The sequence below is a fragment of the Trinickia sp. genome (genome assembly GCF_051953955.1).
Lineage (GTDB): Bacteria > Pseudomonadota > Gammaproteobacteria > Burkholderiales > Burkholderiaceae > Trinickia.
In genome coordinates this window covers 1-16,046 of record NZ_JBQCIF010000033.1, presented here as the reverse complement: position 1 = coordinate 16,046, position 16,046 = coordinate 1, and the positions used below count along the sequence as shown (strand labels likewise).

Below are 16,046 nucleotides of genomic sequence, written 5' to 3'. Positions count from 1 at the left end.
CTTCCCGCGCGTCCGGTACGCCCCTCTCGCTCGGCTCGGCTTCCTCTACGGTGCGATCCGGCGCTTCGCACCGGACATCGTGTTCGCGCACACGACGCTCCCCGCACTCTATGCGCGGGCGCTGCCGATTACGGTGCCGATCGTCTTCGTCATGCACTCGGGCACGAACGACTTCGCCGAGGATCGCTGGCTACGGTGTGCGGAGCGTCTGCTCTCGCACCGAGCGCGGGCGATCGTCGGTGTCGCGCAGCGCAACGTCGACCAGTACGCGGCGACGATCGGGCGGCCCCGCGAATCGTTCGTGGTGCCCAACGGCGTCGACGTGAATCGCTTCCGGGTTGCTTCCGGATCGCGCGAGCAGGAGGGCGGGGGCGAGGGCGGGGAGGAGGACGCTAAGCGGCGACGCCCCAACCGAATCGTCCAAATCGGGCGTTACATGCCGGAGAAGGGGCAACTGGAAACCGTGCGCGCGTTTCACCTCGCGCTCACGCGCGACGCGAACGTGCAAGGAGGGGTGCCGTCGCCGCTGCTGCATCTATGCGGTGTCGTCGAGGACCGCGATTATCACGCGCAGGTCGTGGCGCTCGTCGAGCGGCTCGGCATGGCATCGAGCGTGCGGATCGAAGGGCCGCGCGCCGATGTGCCGCAATTGCTCGCGCAAGCCGATGCGTTCGCGATGCCCTCGCGCTTCGAAGCGCACAGCGTCGGCTTTCTGGAGGCGCTTGCATCGGGCGTCCCCATCGTCGCCAGCGCGATCGATGCGTTCGCGTTCGCGCGCGATTACCCGAGCGTCAGTCTCGTCGATACGCGCCATGCAGAGCGCTATGCCCGGGCGCTGACGGCTGCGCTCCACCAGCCGCGCGCCGCGCGGCCGCTCGAGGGACTTACGCTCGAGGATACGGCCGGGCGCTATCTGGAGATCGCCCGGCGCGTGGTCACAGCGTGCGGGCCTGCGAATGCTCGGCGGCGCGAGGCTGCGTCACGGCGCTGACGATGATCAGCACGACGACGTTCAGGGCCAGCGCGACGAGGCCGATGTTCAGGTCTTTGAGCTTGTCGGGCAGGGACGGGAACCATTGCCCGATGCTCGCGTGCGTGAGCGTCGTGTAGGCGACGACGGCCACGCCGGCCACGATGCCGGCGAACGCGCCTTGCTTGGTGACCCAATTGCGCGCGGCCAAGCTCGTGACGACGGCCGGGAATAGCTGAGTCACGAAGCTGTAGCCCATCAGCAGCAACGCCACGATCGTCTCGCCGCCGCGCAGCGTGAAGAACACGGCGACGAGCGCGATGATCGGCACGAGCACGCGCGCGAGCTTCGCGACGGTCGCATCCGCGGCTTGCCGATCGATGCCGCCGCGGTAGACGTCGTTGGCGAGCAGCGTCGCGGCCGCATTGAGGATCATCGAGCCCGGCACCAGAGCGGTCAGCACGCCGGCCGCGCCGATCACGCCGATGAACCACGGATCGAAGGCTTGCAGCGAGAGATGGAACAGCGACAGGTCGATGTTGCTGCCTTTGAGGCCCGGCACCTTGAGCGACGCCGCGAAGCCGACGAAGAACACGAACAGCAGGATCAACTGATAGAGCGGCAGCACGGCCGCGTTGCGCCGGAAGATGCGCTCGTCGCGTGCCGTGAAGATCGAGCCGAACGTGTGCGGCCACATGAAGAAGCCGAGCGCCGTCAGCAGCACCGTCGATTGGAACCACGCGACGCTCGAGCCCTTCGCGGGGAATGTCAGGAAGCCGGGCTTGGCCGTGTCGATGGCGTGGAACATCGGCGCGAAGCCGCCGTAGAAGTGGATCGGCAGGTACAGGCCGAGGAAGATGACGATCGCGAGAATCATCGTATCTTTCACGACCGAATTCCATGCCGAGCCGCGCACGCCCGAAACGGTCACGTAGGCCGTGACGACGACCGCCCCGATCCAGATCGCCGCCGTCGGAGAAATGGCGCCGTACGAAGCCGTCGCCACGATGATGCCGAGGCCTTTGAACTGCAGCACGAGATACGGCACCAGCGCGACGACGTCGACGATCGCGACGAGCACGCCGAGCGAAGGGCTCGCATACTTGCTTGCCAGGAAGTGGGGCTGCGAAACCAGGCGGTGCGATTTCGCGTAGCGCCAAATGGGCGGCAGCAGCCAATACGAAAGGATGTAGGCCAGCGTGGCGTACGACAGGATGTAATAGGCGGGCGCGCCCTTGCCGTAGGCGAAGCCGCTGCCGCCGAGGAACGTGAACGTCGTATAGATTTCGCCGGCCATCAGCAGGAAGACGAAGGCGGTGCCGAAGCTGCGTCCGCCGACCGACCACTGCTCGAGGTTCATGTCGTGCCCGCGGCGGGCGCGCACGCCGAGCCAGAGCGCGACGAGCGTGACGGCTGCGATGATGAGGAGTGCGCTGTTCATGAGCGGGCCTCCTCGGCGGTACGGGCATCGGCTCGATTGGACGGGTCGAGCTTGTAGACGAGCGCCATGATCACGGCGCTCATGACGACCCAAAACACGATCCATGCGAGCACGAGCGGCATGCCCAGCACGAGCGGCTCGACGCGATTGACGAAGGGGACACCGAGCAGGATGCCGATGAACGGCAGCACGGCGAGTAACCGAAGAACCATGTAAATCACTCCTCTCGACGAAGGCGGGCGCCCCAAGTTTTCTTTTTCCTTTCGGCGGCACCCGCGCGGGTGACAACGGCCTAGCCATCGGACTCTATGCCGTTTCCGATTGCGCCGTAAACCATTTCAAAAATAGATGCGAGGAATGGAACGTCGGTAACCACCGTGCTCGGCACGCGCAGCCGCGCTACATCGAAACGCCCTGCATCCGATGCGCGAACCGTGCCCGTTCGGCCCGATCCATGAGCGCGAGGAATTGATCGGCCTGCATGTGGATCAATTCTTCATGATCGCCGGCTTCGAAATAGACCTCGGGCTGCTGCGCGAGGCTTTCGTCGAGGTAGGTGATCATGCCGTACTCGGTGCAGACGGGAGGCAGGGCGCCGGGCTCGCAATCCTTGAACAGCTCGCGCATGTCCGTTTCGCTCGCGAGCGTCAGGTGGCGTCCCGTCATCTCCCAGATCTCGGAAAGGCGGACGGCATGCGTCGACGGCAGCACGGCCGCCACATAGCCTTGTTCGTCTTCCAGGAGGACGGTTTTGGCCAGGCGTTCGCCGGGCACGTGCGCGGCCGAAGCCGTTTCGATACTCGAGTGACTGTAGGGGTGATGGAGGACTTCGTAACGGCAGCCCTTGTGCTGCAGGCATGCCTCGAGGGTGGTAGACATCGACATGGCGGACCTCCGTCGAGCAAAGAGCGATCGACCGCGCTCGATGAAAGATAAAGGCGAACGCGAGCACGGCGTTCTCCTAGAATAGGCTGTTTGCGCCACAACGACAGACTTGCAGCTGTCCACAACCGGCCTGAAGGGCGGGGTTTCAAACTAGAGTCAGGTTTACGATGAACGATCCGCACGCTTTCTCTTCCCATTCGCAGCCTATCGGGCGCGAGCACGTCACGACGGCGCTCGAACTGCCCGGTTACCGCATCGAGCGCTCGCTCGGCGTCGTGCGCGGCATCGTCGTGCGCTCGCGCTCCATCGTCGGCGCGGTGGGCGCGTCGCTGCAGACGCTGTTCGGGGGCAACATCACGCTCTATACGTCGCTCTGTGAGCGGGCGCGCGCCGACGCATACGAGCGGATGGTCGTGCACGCCGCCGAGCTCGGGGCGAACGCCATCGTGGCCGTGCGCTACGACGCCACCGACATCGCGGCGGGCGTCACCGAAGTGCTCTGCTACGGCACGGCGGTGCACGTGCGGCCGTCCGCGGCCGCCTGAGCGCCGCTCGCGGCGTCGCGTGCTGCACCGCACCGGGCCGCTTCGATAAAGGTTCGATGGTTCGATAAAAGTGGTGTTGCCGGATGCGACGGGTGACTCGCGTGCGTGCCGTTCAAGCAGCGTACCGACGCAAACGTCAAGGCCCAAGCGAGGGGAACATGACCGATTCACCGCATCTGACCGAGGCGGCCGTCGCGCTGAACCGCTTCGGCCTCGGCGCGCGCGACGACGAGCCGCCGCCGTCCGATCCGAAGACGTGGCTGCTGCGGCAATTCGATCGATACGAGCCCAGGCCGGCCGCGCTGGCCCAACTGCAGGATTCGCCGGCGGTCGTGCAGACGCTCGGCGAGGCGCGGCGACAGGCCGCAAGCGGCGCCGACCAAGACGCCAAGCTCGCCGCGCGGAACATGCTGCGCACCGAAGTGCGCGACGCCTATCGCGAGGCGGTCGACGCGCGCGTGCAAAGCGCGCTGACCACGCAGGCGCCGTTCATCGAGCGGCTCGTGCATTTCTGGAGCAATCACTTCGCGATTTCCACCGAGAAGCCCGAGGTGGCGGCGCTCGCCGGCGCGTTCGAAACCGAGGCGATCCGCCCGCGCGTTCTCGGTCGTTTCGAGGACATGCTGCTTGCCGTCGAACGTCATCCGGCCATGCAAACCTACCTCGATCAGGTTCGCTCGATCGGGCCCGACAGCCGAGCTGCCTTGCGCGCCGCGGCGCGCGATCCGCAGCGCAAGAGCGGCCTGAACGAGAACCTCGCACGCGAAATCATGGAGTTGCATACGCTCGGCGTGCGTACCGGCTACACGCAGGACGACGTCACCGAGTTCGCGCGTGCGCTCACGGGCTGGAGCATCGTCGGCCCGAAGGCGGCCGACGGCACGCCGGGCACCTTCGTTTTTCGCCCCGGCCTGCACGAGCCGGGCGAGCGCACGATCATCGGTCGCCGCTACGCGGAAGGCGGCGAGGCGCAAGCGCGGGCGGTGCTGCACGATCTGGCGTCGGCTCAGGCCACGGCCAACCACATCGCGAGCAAGCTCGCCCGCCATTTCGCGGGCGACGACCCGAGCCAGGCGCTCGTCGCCCGGCTGGCCCACGCTTTCGAAGCGAGCGGCGGCGATCTGCCCACGGTCTATCGTGCGCTCGTCGCCGCTCCCGAGGCGTGGGCGAGCGCTCCCGTCAAATTCAAAACCCCTTGGGATTGGACGATTTCGACGCTGCGCGGTCTGGGTGCGCACGGGCTCGACGGCATCCGGGCGGCGCCGATCCTGACTCAGCTCGGTCAGCCGGTTTGGCGGCCGGGCTCGCCGGCGGGGTACGACGACATCGCCGCGAGTTGGGCCGCGCCCGATGCGCTCGTGCGGCGCGTCGAGCTTGCGCAGCGGATCGGGGCGCGCGTCGGCGATCGTATCGATGCGCGCGCGCTCGGCCCGATACTGACGGCCGGCTCGCTCGATCCCGCGACGGCGCTCGCCGTCTCTCGCGCGGAAAGCGCCCAGACGGCGCTCGCGCTGCTGCTCGTGTCGCCCGATTTCCAAAGGAGATGAGCGTGATTTCTCGCCGTCAGTTCTTGAGCGCCACGGCCGCCGGCGCTGGCGCGATGTTCGTCGCGCCGCGAATGGTATTCGCGAGCGTCCAATCCGAGCGCCGCTTCGTCTTCATCATTCAACGCGGCGCCGCCGATGGCCTGCACATCGTCGTGCCCTACGCCGAGCCGGCCTATGCCGCACTGCGAGGCCCCATCGCCGTCGATGCTTCGGCTGCGACGCGGCTCGACTCGATGTTCGCGCTGCATCCGTCGCTGCAGCGCACGGCCCAGTTCTATGAGCAAAAGCAGGCGGTGTTCGTGCACGCAGTGGCCACGCCGTACCGCGATCGCTCGCACTTCGACGGGCAAAACGTGCTGGAGACGGGCGGCAACGCGCCGTACCGCCTGCGGGACGGATGGCTGAACCGGCTCGTCGCGTTAGTCGGGCCGAGCCGTGCCGAGGCCATCGCGTTGGCGCCGACGGTGCCGCTCGTGCTGCGCGGCAAGGTCGATGTGGCATCGTACGCGCCTTCCGCATTGCCGAGCGCATCGGACGACTTGCTGATGCGGGTGGGCGCGCTGTACGAGCACGACGCGCAGCTCGGCCCGCTATGGCACTCGGCGATGGCGGCGCGCGAGATGGCGGGAAGCGAGCGCGCGCGCGGCGACGCCGCCGGTATCGGCAAGGTCGCGGCGAGCTTTCTCGGGCGGCCGGACGGGCCGCGGATCGCGATGATCGAAACGCTCGGCTGGGACACGCATTCCGGCCAAAATCCGCGCCTGAGCGCGCAGCTCAAGGCGCTCGATGCGATGCTCGGCGCGCTGCACGATGGTCTCGGCCCGCTTTGGGAGAAGACGACGATCATAGTGGCGACGGAGTTCGGGCGCACGGCGGCGGTCAACGGCACGGGCGGCACCGACCACGGCACGGGCACGGCGGCGATGCTGATCGGCGGCGCGGTGCGCGGAGGGCGCGTGCTGGCGGACTGGCCCGGCTTGCGCGCGCAGGACCTTTATGAAGGGCGCGATTTGCGGCCGACGATGTCGCTGGACGACGTCATTGGGGGCGCGGCGAGCGAGACGTTCGGCCTCGATCCGCACCGTACGGCCGCTGCGCTGTTTCCGCAGAGGAAGGAAGGCAAGCCCGTGAGTGGGCTCGTCGCCACCGTTTGAGCCGGCTGAGCCGGCCGACGGCCGCCCGACGATCGCCTGATGACGGCTCGCTCGTTGCATGCCGGGTTCGGAGGCGGCCGCAATCGCACCGTACCGCGACCCCATTCAAGCGCCGTAGTTGCGCAGCCGTTCTAGATCGACGACGGTGACGCCGCCGTATTCGAGCCGAACGACGCCCTCCCTTTTCGTCTCGGCCCGCGGAGCGCTTCGCGCCTCCGCCCTCGTCAACCGCTGCGCGCAGCGTAGGCGGGCCGTGGCACGCGCGGTGTCTTTTGGATGACAGTCGCCCGGTTCGTGCGGGAACGCTCCGTGCTTACCCCACGGTGTCCCTTTGTCCCTGTTTGTCGCGCTCGCCGGCACGGAGGCCGCATGAAAAACCGCTGTTCCCGTTGGTTGGCCGCCCTTGCTTGGGCGCCGTGCCCGTTTGCGCGCGAGGCTGCATGACCATCGGCTGCCCCGAATGCGGCGCGCTGGAAGACACTGCGGCGCTGAGCGGGCGCATGCTCGCGCGCTGCAGCGTTTGCCACTATCCGCTCGAGCGCGCGAGCGGCCGCTCCATCGGCGCGGCGCTGGCGTGCTCGTTGACGACGTTCATCTTGTTGCTGCCGGGCAATCTGTCGCCGCTCATGACCGTCCACATGCTCGGCGCCGAGCGCTCCGCGCAGCTCGGCTCGGGCATCGCCGTCATTTGGCGCGACGGTTTCCCGCTATTGGCCATCGTGCTCGGCTTGACGGGCATCGCGCTGCCGATGGCGCGTTTTTCCGCGCTCTCGATCGTGCTGTCCGCCGTGCTCTTGGGCCGCCGCGCGCACTGGCTCGGCCGCTGTTATCGCTGGACGCTTTGGCTCGATGCTTGGGCGATGCCCGACGTCTACCTGGTGGGGTGCTTCGTCGGCTACACACGCGTGACGCAGGAACTGACGGGCTCGATCGACGCGGGCGGCTACTGCTTCATCGCGGCCGCGTTCATGTCGATGCTCACGCGCGCGACGCTCGACCGGCGCACCGTCTGGCGCGCGATCGCACCCGAGCGGCAGGTGACGCCGGGCGAGCGCGTGCTCTCGTGTACGGCGTGTGACCTGATCGCGCCGATCGGCGAGGTGGGGCGCCCGTGTCCCCGTTGCGGCTTGAGGCTGCGCAAACGCAAGCTCGATGCGATTGCACGCGCCGCGGCGCTGAGCGTCGCGGCGTTCGTGCTCGCGTTCCCCGCGAACCTGTTTCCGATGACGACCTCGTTCGAGCTCGGGCACACGGTCTCGCACCGCATCATCGATGGCGTCGCGGAGTTGTTCCAGGCCGGCCTATGGCCGTTCGGCATCCTCATTTTCTGCACGAGCATCGCGATCCCGTTCGTGAAGCTCGCGGGCATGGCGTGGTTCATCGCATCGGTGCTGCGCCGGTCCGACCGGCACTTGCGCACGAAGACGTTCGTCTACCGGCTCATCGACGAGCTCGGGCGCTGGTCGAACATCGACGTCTTCACGATCGCCGCATTCGTGCCGCTGATCCGCTTCGACGGCATCGCCAATGCGCGGCCCGCCGACGGCGCGACCGCGTTCGCGCTCGTCGTCATCTTGACGATGGCAGCGTCGCGCGCTTTCGATCCGCGCCTCATGTGGGACGCGGCCCAAGCACGGCACGCGCCAGTAAGGCATGCCCAAGCGAGGCAGACGTGAACGGCCCTTCCGAAAAGCGCACCGAAGCGGCCGACGTCCGGCGTACGCGCTGGCCGGGCTGGATCTGGGCCGTGCCGATCGCCGCGATCGGCGTGGCCGGCTGGCTCGGCATCCGCGCGCTGGTGCAGGGCGGCGAGACCGTCACGATCGTGTTCGACGCGGCGTACGGCATGAAGGCCGACGACACGGAAGTTTCGCTGCGCGGCGTCAAGGTCGGGGAAGTCAGGGACGTCGCGCTCGATGCCGACGGCCGCCACGTCGACGTCACGGCCGAGATCATGCGTAGCGCCGAGCCGTACTTGCGTGCCGGCACGCGCTTTTGGGTCAAGGGCGCGCGCTTCGATTTCAGCGATCCGTCCTCGGCCAAGGCATTGATCGGCGGCCCCGAAATCGTCATGGAGCCGGGGCCCGGCGCATCGACGCGACATTTCGAGGGCAGCGATCGCGCCTACTCGCCCGGCGCCGCGGTGAAATACGTGGTCCGGTTTTCGGGCGCGGTCGGGCAGATCGACGAGGGCGCCCAGGTATGGCTGCGCGGTTTTCACGTCGGGCAGGTCACGCACGTCGCGCTGCATTACGACGCGCGCACGGGAACGCTCGATACGCCCGTGGAAATCGTCCTCGATGCGACGAAGCTCGGCATCGACGACAAGGCGAAACCGCGCGACGGCAATTGGCGTCCCGTCGTCGACGAGATGCTGCGCCGACTGATCGCGACCGGGCTGCGCGCGCGGCTGACGCAGGACCCGCCGCTCGTCGGCTCGCGCGTCGTGACGCTCGACTTCGTGCCCGGTGCCGGCAGCGCGACGCTAACCGCGCGCAACGGGGAGACCGATATCCCGAGCGTGCCGACGGGCGACGTCGACGCGATCATCGCCCAAGCCGGCGACGTCATGTCGAAGGCCGACCACGTCATGACGAAGATCGATGCGTTGCCGATCGAGCAGACCGGCGAGAACGTTCGCCGCGCCACGGCCCGCATCCGCGCGCTGTCGTCGTCGCCGCAGATTGCGGACAGCCTCGATCATATCGACCGTTCGGTCGCGCAGATCGATCGGACGCTGAGCCAGGTCTCGCCCCAGATCGGGCCGCTCGTGACGCAGTTGCGGCAGACGGCGAAGGAAGCCGACAGCGCCGTGGCCACCGCCAATCGCACGATCGGCGGCGATCCGATGCGCCAGAACGATCTGCCCGAGGCATTGCGCGAGCTGACGGACATGGCGCGCTCGGTGCGCGCGCTCGCCGACTATCTCGATCGCCATCCGGAGGCGCTCGTGCGCGGCAAGGGAGGGAAAGGGCAATGAGGCCTCGAACGACGAAGCGGCTTGCCTGCGCGTTGGCGCTCGCCACGCTGGCCGGGTGCGGCCACAGCCCGCCCACGCGCTACTTTTCGCTCGACGCGGTGCCGCCGAGCGCGCCGCTCGCGACGGCCAAGGCGAGCATGGCGCCGGTCCAACTGGGCGCCGTGCGCGTGCCGGCCTCGCTCGATCGGCCGGAGATCGTCGCTCAGGACGCGCGATACCAGGTTTCCGTGCGCGACGACGACCATTGGGCGGCGCCGTTCGCGCAGATGATCCGGCGTACGCTCGCACAGGACTTGCTCGCGCGCTTGCCGCCCGGCTCGTTCGTGCTGCCCGGCGCCCCCGCGCCGACCGGTGCGCGCGGGATCGTCGTGACGGTGCTCGATCTGCGTGCGAACGCGAACGGGCAGATGACGTTCGAGGGCAGTTGGACGCTGACGGCCGGTGAGCAGGCGACGACCGTGATGACGCAGGAAGTCTCGTTGACCGAGCCCCTGTCGTCCTCCGATTCGACGGCGATTGCGGCCGCACTGAGCCGCGTCCTGGGACAGTTGGCCGACCGGATTGCCGCTGCGCTCGCCGCGCAGCGATGAGGCACGCCTTTTCGTCCCCGATCGGCCGACTTCCGCGGGTCCGATGCTTGCTGCGAGCGATGGTGTGCACGGAGCGCTCGGCGTGCCATCGGATGACATGTCCCCCCATCGACCGAGCGGGCATTCCGTCCCCACGACTGCGCGGCCGTGCGCCGCTAGGAATTGACATGGCGGTAGCTGGACGTGCTTCTTATTCCGACTGCGAGGTGCACGGGCACTTCGTCCGTTTCTATCAGGCCGAGCCGTTGCTGATCGACGAAGTCGCGAGCTTCGTCGAGCGCGCGCTGTGCTCGGGCGGAAATGCGATCGTCATCGCCACGCAGAGGCATTTGACGGGGATCCGATCGAAGCTGGGCGGAATCGGCGGCAGCACCGTGGGCGCTCGATGGCCACCGGACCGATTCGTCGCGCTCGATGCCGAGGAAGCGCTGTCGCGCTTCATGGTCGACGGGCACCCCGACTCGAATTTGTTTCTGGCGTCGATCGGTGCCGTGGTGGCCAGCATGCAGGCGCCCGGCGGCGGCCCGGTTCATGCTTTCGGCGAGATGGTCGGCGTGCTCTGCGAGCGCGGCGAATACGAAGCGGCGCTACAGCTCGAAGGTCTCTGGAACGAACTCGCGCGCCGCTACGCGTTCACGCTGTTTTGCGCCTACTCGCAAGCGTTGTTTTCGAATGCCGCGCACAGCCGCATGTTCGAGCACATTTGCTCGGCCCATACGAGCGTGCTGCCGAGCGAAGTGCTCGCGGGCGCCGACGACACACAGGCCAATCGGCTCGTCGCACTCTGGCAGCAAAAGGCAATGGCGCTCGAACTCGAAGTCGAGCGCCGCAATCGCGCGGAGCGTCAGCGCGATGCGTTGTTCATGAACGCGCCGGTCGCGGCGGCGCTGCTGAGCGGGCCTGGACACGTCTTCGAACTCGCCAATCGGCGCTTTCGCGAGCTGGCCGGCCATGCCGAGCTCGCGGGCCGACGCTGTGCCGACGTGTTTCCGCAGGCGCAGTCCGGCGGTGACATCGGCACATTGCTGAACGCCGCTTTCGAGCGCGGCGAGCCGATCGTGCGCGAGGATCAGCGCATCGACGTGACGCGGCCGGACGGCGCGTTCGAGCCGCGCTACTTCACGTTTCATTTCGAGCCGCTGCGTTTGGACAGCGCGATCGTGGAAGGCATCATCGTCGTCGCCGTCGACGTGACCGAGCAGGTCCGTGCCCGAGCCCGCTTCGAGAAGTCGCATGCGGAGCGCGAGCGGCTCGTCGCCGAGCTGCGCGAGGCCGGGCGCGCAAAGGACGAATTCTTGGCGATGCTCGGCCACGAATTGCGCAATCCGCTTTCGCCGATCGTCACGGCGCTTCGGCTCATGCGCATGCGGACCGAAAGCAGCACCGCCCGCGAGCAGAGCATCATCGCGCGGCAAGTCGACCACCTCGTGCGGCTCGTCGACGACCTGCTCGACATTTCGCGCATCACGCGCGGGAAGATCGCATTGAAGCGGCAGACGGTGCGCGTCGCCGATGTGCTCGCGAGCGCCGTGGAAATGGGCGGCCTGCTGCTCGAGCAGCGCGAGCACCGGCTGACCGTCGAAGTCGACCCCGATCTCGTTTGGAACGTCGATGCGACGCGGCTCGCTCAGGTCGTTTCCAATCTGCTCACGAATGCGGCACGCTATACGGCGCCGGGCGGCCAGGTCGAACTCGTGGCCAAGCGCGAGCGGCGCGGCATGATCGCCGTTAGCGTGCGCGACGACGGCATCGGCCTCGCGCCCGACGTCCTACCGCGCGTGTTCGATTTGTTCTTCCAAGGCAAGCGCGATCTCGATCGCGCCGAGGGCGGCCTCGGCATCGGCTTGGCGCTCGTGAAGAATCTGGTCGAGATGCATGGCGGGCATGTCAGCGCAACGAGCGAGGGGCCCGGGTGCGGCAGCACGTTCGTGATTCTCGTGCCCGGCGAGCGCGCCGAGCGGAACGAGCGGAACGAGCAGAACGAGCAGAACGAGCAGAACGAGCGCATCCCGTCCGCGCGCTCGGCGATTCGGCTGGACGGGGCAGGCGGCGGAAACGGCGATGTGCAAGTCTGGCGCGACGTCGGCGACGTCGGCGACGTCGGCGACGGCGGCGCCGATCGCCATGAGGCTCCCGATCGCGATGCGGTGCCGGCGCGTAGACGTGCAGGCAGCACGAGCGCCGGCGTCGCCCCGCGGCGCGTGCTGCTCGTCGACGACAACGTCGACGGTGTCCAGGCACTCGCCGAGTTGCTGAGGGAATGCGGTCACGACGTCGAGGCCGTCTACGACCCGGCCTCCGCGCTGCAGATCGTCCCGCGCTTCGCGCCCGAGATCGCCGTCATCGACATCGGCCTGCCCGTCATGGACGGCTACGAACTCGTGCATCGCCTGCGGGCCGAGCTCGCGAGCCGCGAATGCCTGTTCATCGCGCTGACCGGCTATGGACAGGATGCGGATCGGCAACGTAGCCGCCGAGCCGGCTTTCACCATCACTTCGTCAAGCCGCTCGATCCGTCGCGGCTGCTCGGTCTCATCGAAACGCTTTCGCCGCGCGCGCCGTCAGTTGCGGACGGTTGATGATGGATCGGTGGCGGCCGTCGACGGTTGACGATTGACGTGCTCTGCCATCACCGTCATTGCGCCGTGCCCGGCGGCGGCCCCCGCAAGCGTGCCGCGAGCGCCGCGTGCAGCTGTTCGAGCACGGCCGGTTCGGCGTCGCTGACCGCCCACCAGAGCATGCCTTGCCCGCGCCAACGTACGAGCGCATAGCCGTCGCTCATGAGGGACGCCGGCTCGCTAAGTGCGCCGCCGTCGCGGTCCGGCATCACGTAGACGTCGATGACGTGCTTGCGATAGCGATAGACGAGCACCGCCACGCGGTGATGGCCGACATAGTCGAGGCGGCCTCCAGTCAGCGCGAAGCCGGCGTCGGCGAGGTCTTCGACGGGCGGCGCATAGTCGAGGCGCCCGTTGAACCAGGGCTTGACCGTGTGCTGATCGGACGAGACGACGTCGATGTCGTGCCCCGACAATTGGGCGCGGACGTGGCTCTCGACGAGTTCGTCGACGAACTCCGCGTTGGTGCCGCCGATGTTGGCGGGCCGGTGCGCGACGAGCGCGATGCTCGTGGCGAGCACGATGGCGGCGGCTGCGACAACGGCGACGGCGGTGCTCGCGGGCCATCCGAACGCTGCAAACCCACCGCGGCCGGGGCCGGCAGCCCCTGCCCGAATGCCGCGCGGCGAGCGCCATCCGGTCCACTGCCACGCCCGGCCTGATGCACGAGGCTCGCGCTGCGGCCCTGGGCGCGCTTCGCGCGACGGCGGTGGGGCTCCGGTGGCGTCCTCCGAACGCGGCTGCGGTCCGTCTGCCTCTGCCGCGGCCGCGGCTTCGTCCTGACGAATCGGCGCGGTCTCGACGCCGGGCAGTGCCGCGAGAATCCGCTCGCGCAGCGCGGCGGGTGCACGGAAGTAGTCGGCCGCGCGCGTCGCGGCACTGACGGCCCGAAGCGCCTGCACCTCGCGACGGCATTCGGGACACGCCGTCAGATGCCGCTCTACCTGCAGGGCTTCCGCGGCCGAGAGTTCGCGATCGACGGCGGCGCTAAGCAGCGGGCGAGCGTCATTGCAATCCATCTGGGCTCTCCTTGACGATCGTGCCGATGCGAGCGCGGGGTTCGTCGCGCAACGGCGCGAGCAGGGCGGCGAGCTTGCGGCGACCGCGCGCGAGGCGCGACATCACCGTGCCGATCGGTAGATCGGCGATGACCGCGATGTCGCGGTAGCTCATGTCTTCGAGCTCGCGCAGGATCAGCACCTCGCGATACTCGACGGGCAACCGCTCCAACGCCTCTCGCACGAGCCTCGCATGCTCGCCTTGCAGCAGCAGCGTCTGAGGATCGGCGCTGCGCGACGACATTTCGTCGAACACGCTCGTTTCGTCGAGGTCGTCGTCGAACGGCGCCACCTCGCGCGAGTTCGTGCGCCGCCGCCATTCCGTGTACCAGGTGCGGCGCACGATCGCGAGCAGCCACGGCCGCGCGTTCTCTCCACGAAACGTGCCGAAGAAGCGAAAGGCGCGCACGAACGCTTCCTGCACGACGTCGTCGGCATCGCCCGCGTTGCCGGTGAGCCAGCGCGCGAGATTGTAGGCGGCATCGAGATGCGGCAGCGCGAGCTGCTGAAAGCGGCGGCTGCGCTCGGCGTCGTCCTGCCCGCCGGACGCGGCGGGCTTGTTCGGCTCGGGGCTCGCCGCGCTATCGTGTTTGTCGGTTTCGGCCACCGGGGGCGCCTCCTGGGTTGACCGTTGCGATACCGAAGATGCGCCGAGTTTATTCCCGTGCGGGGTGGTTGCGTCGGGCGGCGGCTCCAAGGTTTGCGGCTCGGCGCACCGAGAAGCCGGCGTGTTGGCCGCCCAGTTCGGGTGAACGCGTGCCGGCAGCACCGGAATCGCAGCTGGGCAGGCAGGTTTCATCGCACCGTTATTTTGCCGACCATCATCGGGTGGATGCCGCAGAAGTAGGCATAGGTGCCGGGTTTGTCGAGCACGGTCGAGAACGAATCGTCGGTATCGAGCGCTCGCGACGGCTTGAACGTGCCGGCCGCACTGACGACGGTATGCGGTTCGTCGTCGCGGTTGGTCCAAACGATGCGAGCGCCGGCCGGGACGGTCAACTCCTTCGGCGAGAACGCGAAATCGTGGATCTCGATGCGATAGGTCGCCGAGGCAGCGCCGGCGCCGGGGGCGGCGCCCGCATCGTTCGATGCGGCGCTCGCCGGGCCGGCGAGGGAAAGCGCCGCCCATACGGCGAACGGCATGAAAGCGCGAAGACGGAACGGCGTAAGCGAGCGCCGAACTGAGGTCGGGGCCGGGGTCGAAGCCGAGGTCGAAGCCGGGGTCGAGGTCGAGGTCGAGGTCCACGCTGCGGCGCCGTAGCGGGTGGCAGCGAATGTTTTCATGACAGCGCCTCGTCGGTCAACGCGAGCGTATGGCCCGCTTGGACATGGTGCACCTCGCGCACGCCGAGATAAGTCGCGAGTTGGCCGGGCGGCACGTCCTTGAGCGGTCCGGGCCCGGGGCCCACGCCCGGCGCGGGCTGCGGATACGCGGTCGAGCGGGCCGTGTAGAACGTGACGTGGCCTTCGACCTTTTGCTGGATTTGATGAATGTGGCCGTTGAGCACCGTGACCGAGCCGAAGCGGCGCAGCATCGCTAGCGCTTCGCCCGCGTCGTCGGTGCCCCAGCCCCACTCGGGATACAGCGACCACATCGGCATGTGCGCGAACACGACGATCGGCGTTTCCGAAGAGCGCGCTCCGAGGTCTTGCTTGAGCCAAGCAAGCTGATCGGGCCCGAGCCAGCCGAGGCCGCCGCTTTTCAGATTGAGCACGTTGATGAGCGCGACGAAATGGACGCCGCGATGATCGAAGCTGTACCAGCCTCCGTCCGTTTGCTTTTCGCCGAACCGCTCGAAGAATGCGCGGCCGTTGTCGCCGATGACGTCGTGCTCGCCCGGCACGAAGAACGCGCGGCGCGTGCTCGAGCCCCGCACGAGCTGATCGACCGTGTCGAATTCGTCGGGCCGCGACAGATGCGTGAGATCGCCGGTGTGAACGATGAAGTCGGGCTGAACCGATTGTGCGTCGATGCGCGCGAGCGCGGCTTTGAGCGTGCTCGTCACGTCCGGGTTCGGCGCTTTCGTGAAGCCGATGTGCGAGTCGCTGATTTGCACGAAGCTGAAGGTGGCGTCCTTCAGCGCTTCGGTTGCCGCGCCCGCATCGGCATCGCTGCCGAGCGCGCGAGCTTGCAGGATGCCGGCGTGCATCGTCCAAAGCGTGCCGGCGCCGGCCCATGCCATGCATTTGAGAAAGTGGCGGCGGGGCGCGGGCACCCGATCGTCGCGGTGGTCGTCGTGGTCCATCTTGCTCTCCTT

At 68.0% G+C, this 16,046-nt stretch carries 15 protein-coding genes; 8 read left to right on the top strand and 7 right to left on the bottom strand.

The genetic code is table 11. From position 1 onward, the window contains the following. Positions 1–991, top strand: a 991-nt coding sequence (locus tag ACTHNZ_RS07580) for a glycosyltransferase (protein WP_440541883.1), incomplete at its 5' end; no start/stop codon positions are given. Here the strand turns inward: ACTHNZ_RS07580 and ACTHNZ_RS07575 are convergent. From ACTHNZ_RS07575 to ACTHNZ_RS07565, 3 genes are all read right to left on the bottom strand, one after another. Next, positions 936–2,411, bottom strand: a complete 1,476-nt coding sequence (locus ACTHNZ_RS07575) for a sodium:solute symporter family protein (protein WP_440541882.1) — start codon at positions 2,409–2,411, stop codon at positions 936–938. The genes ACTHNZ_RS07580 and ACTHNZ_RS07575 overlap by 56 nt on opposite strands. Next, complete coding sequence (locus ACTHNZ_RS07570) at positions 2,408–2,623, bottom strand: DUF3311 domain-containing protein (protein ID WP_440541881.1); 216 nt, start codon at positions 2,621–2,623, stop codon at positions 2,408–2,410. The genes ACTHNZ_RS07575 and ACTHNZ_RS07570 overlap by 4 nt, the downstream gene beginning before the upstream one ends. A 187-nt stretch (positions 2,624–2,810) precedes the next feature. Continuing rightward, positions 2,811–3,296 (bottom strand): aminoacyl-tRNA deacylase, encoded by a 486-nt coding sequence (locus ACTHNZ_RS07565; RefSeq protein ID WP_440541880.1) that lies wholly within the window; start codon positions 3,294–3,296, stop codon positions 2,811–2,813. A gap of 167 nt (positions 3,297–3,463) precedes the next feature. Between ACTHNZ_RS07565 and ACTHNZ_RS07560 the strand changes: the two genes are divergently transcribed. From ACTHNZ_RS07560 to ACTHNZ_RS07530, 7 genes are all read left to right on the top strand, one after another. Then, positions 3,464–3,841 carry a YbjQ family protein gene (locus ACTHNZ_RS07560; RefSeq protein WP_440541879.1) on the top strand — a complete coding sequence of 126 codons (378 nt, stop codon included), beginning with the start codon at positions 3,464–3,466 and terminating at the stop codon, positions 3,839–3,841. 158 nt (positions 3,842–3,999) lie between these two features. Continuing rightward, the gene (locus ACTHNZ_RS07555; RefSeq protein WP_440541878.1) at positions 4,000–5,388 is read left to right on the top strand and encodes a DUF1800 domain-containing protein; all 1,389 of its coding nucleotides are present in this window, start codon (positions 4,000–4,002) and stop codon (positions 5,386–5,388) included. Next, positions 5,385–6,542, top strand: a complete 1,158-nt coding sequence (locus tag ACTHNZ_RS07550; protein ID WP_440541877.1) for a DUF1501 domain-containing protein — start codon at positions 5,385–5,387, stop codon at positions 6,540–6,542. The genes ACTHNZ_RS07555 and ACTHNZ_RS07550 overlap by 4 nt, the downstream gene beginning before the upstream one ends. 440 nt (positions 6,543–6,982) lie before the next feature. Beyond that, the gene (locus tag ACTHNZ_RS07545) at positions 6,983–8,218 is read left to right on the top strand and encodes a paraquat-inducible protein A (RefSeq protein ID WP_440541876.1); all 1,236 of its coding nucleotides are present in this window, start codon (positions 6,983–6,985) and stop codon (positions 8,216–8,218) included. Beyond that, positions 8,215–9,522, top strand: coding sequence for an MlaD family protein (locus tag ACTHNZ_RS07540; protein WP_440541875.1), 1,308 nt, complete (start codon positions 8,215–8,217; stop codon positions 9,520–9,522). Before ACTHNZ_RS07545 ends, ACTHNZ_RS07540 begins: the two co-directional genes overlap by 4 nt. Continuing rightward, positions 9,519–10,112, top strand: coding sequence for a PqiC family protein (locus tag ACTHNZ_RS07535; RefSeq protein ID WP_440541874.1), 594 nt, complete (start codon positions 9,519–9,521; stop codon positions 10,110–10,112). The genes ACTHNZ_RS07540 and ACTHNZ_RS07535 overlap by 4 nt, the downstream gene beginning before the upstream one ends. Positions 10,113–10,279: 167 nt before the next feature. Continuing rightward, positions 10,280–12,691: an ATP-binding protein gene (locus tag ACTHNZ_RS07530; protein ID WP_440541873.1), complete on the top strand. Its 2,412-nt coding sequence runs from the start codon at positions 10,280–10,282 to the stop codon at positions 12,689–12,691. A gap of 56 nt (positions 12,692–12,747) precedes the next feature. Here the strand turns inward: ACTHNZ_RS07530 and ACTHNZ_RS07525 are convergent, their stop codons facing one another. The 4 genes from ACTHNZ_RS07525 to ACTHNZ_RS07510 all read right to left on the bottom strand — a co-directional run bounded on the left by ACTHNZ_RS07525 (position 12,748) and on the right by ACTHNZ_RS07510 (position 16,034). Beyond that, complete coding sequence (locus tag ACTHNZ_RS07525) at positions 12,748–13,749, bottom strand: anti-sigma factor family protein (RefSeq protein ID WP_440541872.1); 1,002 nt, start codon at positions 13,747–13,749, stop codon at positions 12,748–12,750. Next, a complete protein-coding gene (locus ACTHNZ_RS07520) occupies positions 13,736–14,395 on the bottom strand; it encodes an RNA polymerase sigma factor (protein ID WP_440541871.1) in 660 nt (219 codons plus the stop codon). Before ACTHNZ_RS07520 ends, ACTHNZ_RS07525 begins: the two co-directional genes overlap by 14 nt. 188 nt (positions 14,396–14,583) lie before the next feature. Beyond that, on the bottom strand, positions 14,584–15,072 hold the full coding sequence (locus ACTHNZ_RS07515; protein ID WP_440541870.1) for a cupredoxin domain-containing protein: 489 nt from the start codon (positions 15,070–15,072) through the stop codon (positions 14,584–14,586). Beyond that, the gene (locus ACTHNZ_RS07510) at positions 15,069–16,034 is read right to left on the bottom strand and encodes a metallophosphoesterase family protein (RefSeq protein ID WP_440541884.1); all 966 of its coding nucleotides are present in this window, start codon (positions 16,032–16,034) and stop codon (positions 15,069–15,071) included. The genes ACTHNZ_RS07515 and ACTHNZ_RS07510 overlap by 4 nt, the downstream gene beginning before the upstream one ends. Positions 16,035–16,046 lie beyond the last annotated feature (12 nt).

Coding starts and splice junctions, on each gene's coding strand:
- ACTHNZ_RS07575 (WP_440541882.1), bottom strand. CDS start 2,411: ATGAACAGCGCACTCCTCATCATCGCAGCCGTCACGCTCGTCGCGCTC.
- ACTHNZ_RS07570 (WP_440541881.1), bottom strand. CDS start 2,623: ATGGTTCTTCGGTTACTCGCCGTGCTGCCGTTCATCGGCATCCTGCTC.
- ACTHNZ_RS07565 (WP_440541880.1), bottom strand. CDS start 3,296: ATGTCGATGTCTACCACCCTCGAGGCATGCCTGCAGCACAAGGGCTGC.
- ACTHNZ_RS07560 (WP_440541879.1), top strand. CDS start 3,464: ATGAACGATCCGCACGCTTTCTCTTCCCATTCGCAGCCTATCGGGCGC.
- ACTHNZ_RS07555 (WP_440541878.1), top strand. CDS start 4,000: ATGACCGATTCACCGCATCTGACCGAGGCGGCCGTCGCGCTGAACCGC.
- ACTHNZ_RS07550 (WP_440541877.1), top strand. CDS start 5,385: ATGAGCGTGATTTCTCGCCGTCAGTTCTTGAGCGCCACGGCCGCCGGC.
- ACTHNZ_RS07545 (WP_440541876.1), top strand. CDS start 6,983: ATGACCATCGGCTGCCCCGAATGCGGCGCGCTGGAAGACACTGCGGCG.
- ACTHNZ_RS07535 (WP_440541874.1), top strand. CDS start 9,519: ATGAGGCCTCGAACGACGAAGCGGCTTGCCTGCGCGTTGGCGCTCGCC.
- ACTHNZ_RS07530 (WP_440541873.1), top strand. CDS start 10,280: ATGGCGGTAGCTGGACGTGCTTCTTATTCCGACTGCGAGGTGCACGGG.
- ACTHNZ_RS07525 (WP_440541872.1), bottom strand. CDS start 13,749: ATGGATTGCAATGACGCTCGCCCGCTGCTTAGCGCCGCCGTCGATCGC.
- ACTHNZ_RS07515 (WP_440541870.1), bottom strand. CDS start 15,072: ATGAAAACATTCGCTGCCACCCGCTACGGCGCCGCAGCGTGGACCTCG.
- ACTHNZ_RS07510 (WP_440541884.1), bottom strand. CDS start 16,034: ATGGACCACGACGACCACCGCGACGATCGGGTGCCCGCGCCCCGCCGC.